The sequence below is a fragment of the Nocardia asiatica NBRC 100129 genome (assembly GCF_000308415.1).
GTDB classification, from domain to species: Bacteria; Actinomycetota; Actinomycetes; order Mycobacteriales; family Mycobacteriaceae; genus Nocardia; species Nocardia asiatica.
The window spans coordinates 1-4,537 of record NZ_BAFS01000159.1 but is presented as its reverse complement, the minus strand read 5'-3'; the positions used below and the strand labels follow the sequence as shown (position 1 = coordinate 4,537).

The 4,537-nt window shown below is 69.5% G+C and carries 4 protein-coding genes and 1 pseudogene; 1 reads left to right on the top strand and 4 read right to left on the bottom strand.

Translation table 11 applies throughout. The features are described from left to right. The 4 genes and pseudogenes from ON27_RS14920 to ON27_RS14905 all read right to left on the bottom strand — a co-directional run. A pseudogene (locus ON27_RS14920) lies at window positions 1–460 on the bottom strand (AraC family transcriptional regulator); the annotation flags it as partial. Between the two features lie 234 nt (window positions 461–694). Then, on the bottom strand, window positions 695–982 hold the full coding sequence (locus ON27_RS14915) for a DUF427 domain-containing protein (RefSeq protein WP_043726423.1): 288 nt from the start codon (window positions 980–982) through the stop codon (window positions 695–697). Between the two features lie 65 nt (window positions 983–1,047). Further along, complete coding sequence (locus tag ON27_RS14910) at window positions 1,048–1,599, bottom strand: NUDIX hydrolase (RefSeq protein ID WP_043726422.1); 552 nt, start codon at window positions 1,597–1,599, stop codon at window positions 1,048–1,050. Window positions 1,600–1,640: 41 nt separating this feature from the next. Beyond that, window positions 1,641–2,837 (bottom strand): DUF418 domain-containing protein, encoded by a 1,197-nt coding sequence (locus tag ON27_RS14905; RefSeq protein ID WP_083887581.1) that lies wholly within the window; start codon window positions 2,835–2,837, stop codon window positions 1,641–1,643. 121 nt (window positions 2,838–2,958) lie between these two features. Between ON27_RS14905 and dop the strand changes: the two genes are divergently transcribed. After that, window positions 2,959–4,458 (top strand): depupylase/deamidase Dop, encoded by a 1,500-nt coding sequence (gene dop / locus ON27_RS14900; protein ID WP_043726420.1) that lies wholly within the window; start codon window positions 2,959–2,961, stop codon window positions 4,456–4,458. Window positions 4,459–4,537 lie beyond the last annotated feature (79 nt).

Sequence of the window (4,537 nt, the reverse complement as noted above, 5' to 3'; positions counted from 1 at the left end):
GATCGCCCGCTTCGCTCGCGGCGTCCTGCGGCAGCAGATCGTCGACGACCGCCGTGACCTGCGCGGTCAGATCGCCGCCACCGGCGGTGAGACCGAAGGTGTCGGCGCTGTCGGCCCAGCCGTTGAGATGGGCCCTGCGATCGGCCGCCGCGCCGGCGGCGGTCTCGGGATCGAGGTAGACGGCCGTGCCGTGCGCGGAGCCCACATCGATCCGGTGCGGGGCGTCGGTCGGCACGATGACGTGGGTGCCTTGCTTACGGACGCCGCTGCCGTCCACCACCACGATCGGGGTGCTGGCGGCGACGATCTGCACCGCGTGATGGGCGTGCAATTCGCTCGGCCCGATCGATCCGGCGAAGGCCAGAACCCCGGGGCGCAGCAGCGTGACGCCCGCAGGCGGCGATTCGTCCGCCGCGTCGGTGGGCGACATCGAGAAGCCGTTGGTGACCAGAGCCTTCATCATAGGGATGCTCCCGGCTGAGACACGCGCGCTGAATCCTGGGACGAGCGTATCCGGTTCGCGCACACGGTATTCGGAAATCCTCGATTACCGCCCGTCGCCGGGATCGCGTCGCTCGTGTCGCCAACCGGTTGCCGGACCCGGAAAGCGGTTCCCGCCCCGCCGCGTCTTCGTCCGGATTCCGGGATCGATCACGAGTGCCGCGCTCGATCTCCGACCCGCAACGATGCCCGGTCAGCTGTCGGTCACGTCGACGCCGCGCCAGAACGCGACATAGTCCTTGATCTGCGCCGCCTTGGTCTTGGGCTCGGGGTAGTACCACGCGGCGTCGGCGTTGGTCTCGCCGTCGACCACCACGGTGTAGTAGCTCGCGGTGCCCTTCCACGGGCAGTAGGTGTGCGTGTCGGAGGGCTGGAAGAACTCCGGCCGGATCGAGTCCGGCGGGAAGTAGTGGTTGCCCTCGATGATGATGGTGTCGTCGCTGGTCGCGAGGACGCGGCCGTGCCAAGTTGCCGTTGCCATCCTTCGATTCTGCCCCAGTTCCCGATGCGGGCGGCGGCCGAGCGGGCCGGTCCGCCGCCACGCGGTCACCCGAGACCGTCGCGCTGGGACGCGGGCCGATGGAGTTCGACGGCAAGGGCGACGAGTTCGCTCAGGTGCTCGCCGTCGGTCCCGGCGCGCCGCATCGCCTCGGAAACGGGGAAGATGCGCACCTCGATGATCTGCTCGGCGTCGTCGGGATTGGTCGGCGCGGAGTCGAGCACCACGTCCGCGGTGCACCAGAGCCACGCCTTGTGCGGATGGGGCTGCCACTCGCGATGCGGCGCGGGACTGTTGCTGGTCGCGTGGTGCGCGCCGAACCATCGAATCGGTCCGACCGGGCGGGCTCCCGCTTCCTCGCGCAATTCCCGGCGCACGCACGCGTCGATGGACTCGCCGCGTTCCCTTGTGCCGCCGGGCAGCAGCCAGACGTCACGATCGTCGCGGCAGAGCACGATTTCCTCGCCGACGAAGCACACTACGTGGATGTTGGTGACCAGTTCGTCGGACGGGAGCGTGGTGGAGAAACGCACATCCAGATCCCCCCACTCCCAGTGCGCCGGAGTGTGCAGCAATGGGTAGCGGTCCGCGAGGGTCACAACACGACGCTAGCGGTCGCCGCCCGGCGGACGCGCCGGATTCAGTGTTCCCGGGCCAGCGCCCGATAGCTGACGTTCCAGAACCACTCCACCGGCCCCCGCTCGAAGCGGCGTAACCACAGATGCGCTCCGACGGCGATGACCAGCGAAACCAGCAGGTAGACGCCGATGGTGAAGGGGACCCGGTCCTCCGGTGCGACCCGGGCGGCGAGCCCGAAACCCCACCCGTAGCAGAGCATCGATGCCACCAAGTTCTGCAGGATGTAGCAGCTGAGGGCGGTGCGGCCGATCTCGGCGAATCGGCGACCGGCAAACCCCGCCGTGGGATGCCGCAGGTACCACTCGGCGACCGCCGCGAGAATGCCGAGGCCGACGAACGGGGCGCTGCCGTATCGAGTGAACAGGATGAGGTCGCCGCCGCCCGCGATGCCGACGGCCAGATCGATCGGCGCCGCGACGCCGAAGCCCAGGATCATGAGCCGCTTGCGGATTCGCGCGCCTTCCGGGCCGAACACCCCGGCCCGCAACAGCCGGGAACCGGCCAGGAACAGCGCGACCGACATCGCGAAGACGAAGAGCGCCTCCACCCGGAACAGCCCGGCGTTGTCCACCCGGAACATCGCGAGCTCCCAGAACGAGCCATCCGCATACGGATTCGGGTCCAGCGCACGACGCACCGCCGGATCCGGTCCCGGCGCGAACGCCATGGCGAGGGCGATCAGCGTCAGCAGGCCCACGTGCACGGCCGCGGCGCCGATCAGCCAGCGCCGCTGTGCCCGCTCCCCGGTGGCCAGGACGAACGCGACGACGAGCCCCGTCACCGCGTAACCCATCAGGACGTCGAACTCGGCGACCAACACGAAATTGAGCAGACCGTCGAGGAACAGCAATCCCGCGCGCCACGGGTACTTGCCGGGCCAGCGCCGCCCGGCCTTGACGGCGGAGCGCTGCTGGATGGCCAGGCCGATGCCGAACATGACGGTGAGCAGCCCGAGGAACTTGCCCTGCGCCACTTGTTGCAGCACCCGTTCGGCCCACGCCCATCCGCCTGCCTGCCCGCCCAGGTCTTGCAGGTAGCCGACCAGCCCCTCGGGGTTGGTCATGATCCAGACGTTGGTGCCGAGGGTGCCCAGGATCGCGATTCCGCGTAGTACGTCCAACGCGACGAGACGGGTGGGCGGCGCCGCGGTGTGCTGTCCGGCGGTGTCGGCGCGGGGGTCGGCGAGCGAATCGGTCATGTCCCGACTATCGCGCCGACCTGCGCCGGGACGGGTCCTCCGGAAGTACCACCTGCGGTATGACATTGGACTCCGCCGGTCGCGACAGGTTCGGGCGGGTGCGTCGCATAGGCTCGACAGCATGCAGCGCATCATCGGAATAGAGGTCGAATACGGCATCTCGACCCCGACCGAGCCGTCGGCCAACCCGATCCTCACCTCGACCCAGGCGGTTCTGGCCTACGCCGCGGCCGAGGGCGTGCCGCGCGCGAAGCGCACCCGCTGGGACTACGAGGTGGAGTCGCCGCTGCGCGACGCGCGCGGATTCGACCTGAGCCGGATGAACGGGCCCGCGCCCGTGATCGACGCCGACGAGGTCGGCGCGGCCAACATGATCCTCACCAACGGCGCCCGGCTCTACGTCGACCACGCTCACCCCGAGTATTCCGCCCCGGAGGTCACCGATCCGCTGGACGCGGTGATCTGGGACAAGGCGGGCGAGCGGGTGATGGAGGCCGCCGCGCGGCACGCGTCGAGCGTGCCGGGAGCCCCGCGGCTGCAGCTGTACAAGAACAACGTCGACGGCAAGGGCGCCTCCTACGGCACCCACGAGAACTACTTGATGAGCCGGGATACCCCGTTCAACCAGATCATCGTGGGGCTCACGCCGTTCTTCGTGTCCCGCCAGGTGGTGTGCGGCTCCGGCCGGGTCGGCATCGGCCAGTCCGGCGACCACGCGGGCTTCCAGCTGTCCCAGCGCTCGGACTACATCGAGGTCGAGGTCGGCCTGGAGACCACGCTCAAGCGCGGCATCATCAACACCCGCGACGAGCCGCACGCCGACGCCGACAAGTACCGCAGGCTACACGTCATCATCGGCGACGCCAACCTGGCCGAGATGTCGACCTATCTGAAGGTCGGCACCACGGCCCTGGTCCTGGACCTGATCGAAGCCGGCGAAGACCTGTCGGACCTGCAGCTGGCCCGCCCGGTCACCGCGGTGCACACGATCAGCCACGACCCGACCCTGCGCGCGACCGTCGCGCTCGCCGACGGCCGCGAGCTCACCGGGCTGGCGCTGCAGCGCGTCTACCTGGACCGCGTGATCAAGTTCGCCGACCGCACCGGCAACGACGACAAGCGCGTCCAGGACATCATCGAGAACTGGGCCATGGTGCTCGACCTGCTCGAACGCGATCCGATGGAGTGCGCGAACCTGCTCGACTGGCCCGCCAAGCTGCGCCTGCTGGAGGGCATGCGCAGCAGGGAGGGGCTGGGCTGGGCCGCTCCCAAACTGCACCTGATGGACCTGCAGTACTCCGACGTGCGCCTGGACAAGGGCCTCTACAACCGCCTGGTCGCCCGCGGCTCGATGAAGCGGCTGATCAACGAGCAGCAGGTGCTCGACGCGATGACCAACCCGCCCACCGACACCCGCGCCTACTTCCGCGGCGAATGCCTGCGCCGCTTCGGCGCCGACATCGCGGCGGCCAGCTGGGACTCGGTGATCTTCGACCTGGGCGGCGACTCCCTGGTCCGCATCCCCACCCTGGAACCCCGCCGCGGCACCAAGGCTCACGTCGGCAAGCTCCTCGACGGCGTGAACACCGCCGCCGACCTGGTGGAACAGCTGACGACGTAGCCTCGGGGGACGCGCGCCCGGCCGCGTGGAGTGGAGCGAGATCGAGCATGCGCCGTTCGCGGCACGGCTCGCGGCCGAG

Bases quoted from the DNA above. Each gene is read 5' to 3' on its own strand.
- ON27_RS14905 (WP_083887581.1), bottom strand. From the start codon at position 2,837: ATGACCGATTCGCTCGCCGACCCCCGCGCCGACACCGCCGGACAGCAC.
- dop (WP_043726420.1), top strand. From the start codon at position 2,959: ATGCAGCGCATCATCGGAATAGAGGTCGAATACGGCATCTCGACCCCG.
- ON27_RS14915 (WP_043726423.1), bottom strand. From the start codon at position 982: ATGGCAACGGCAACTTGGCACGGCCGCGTCCTCGCGACCAGCGACGAC.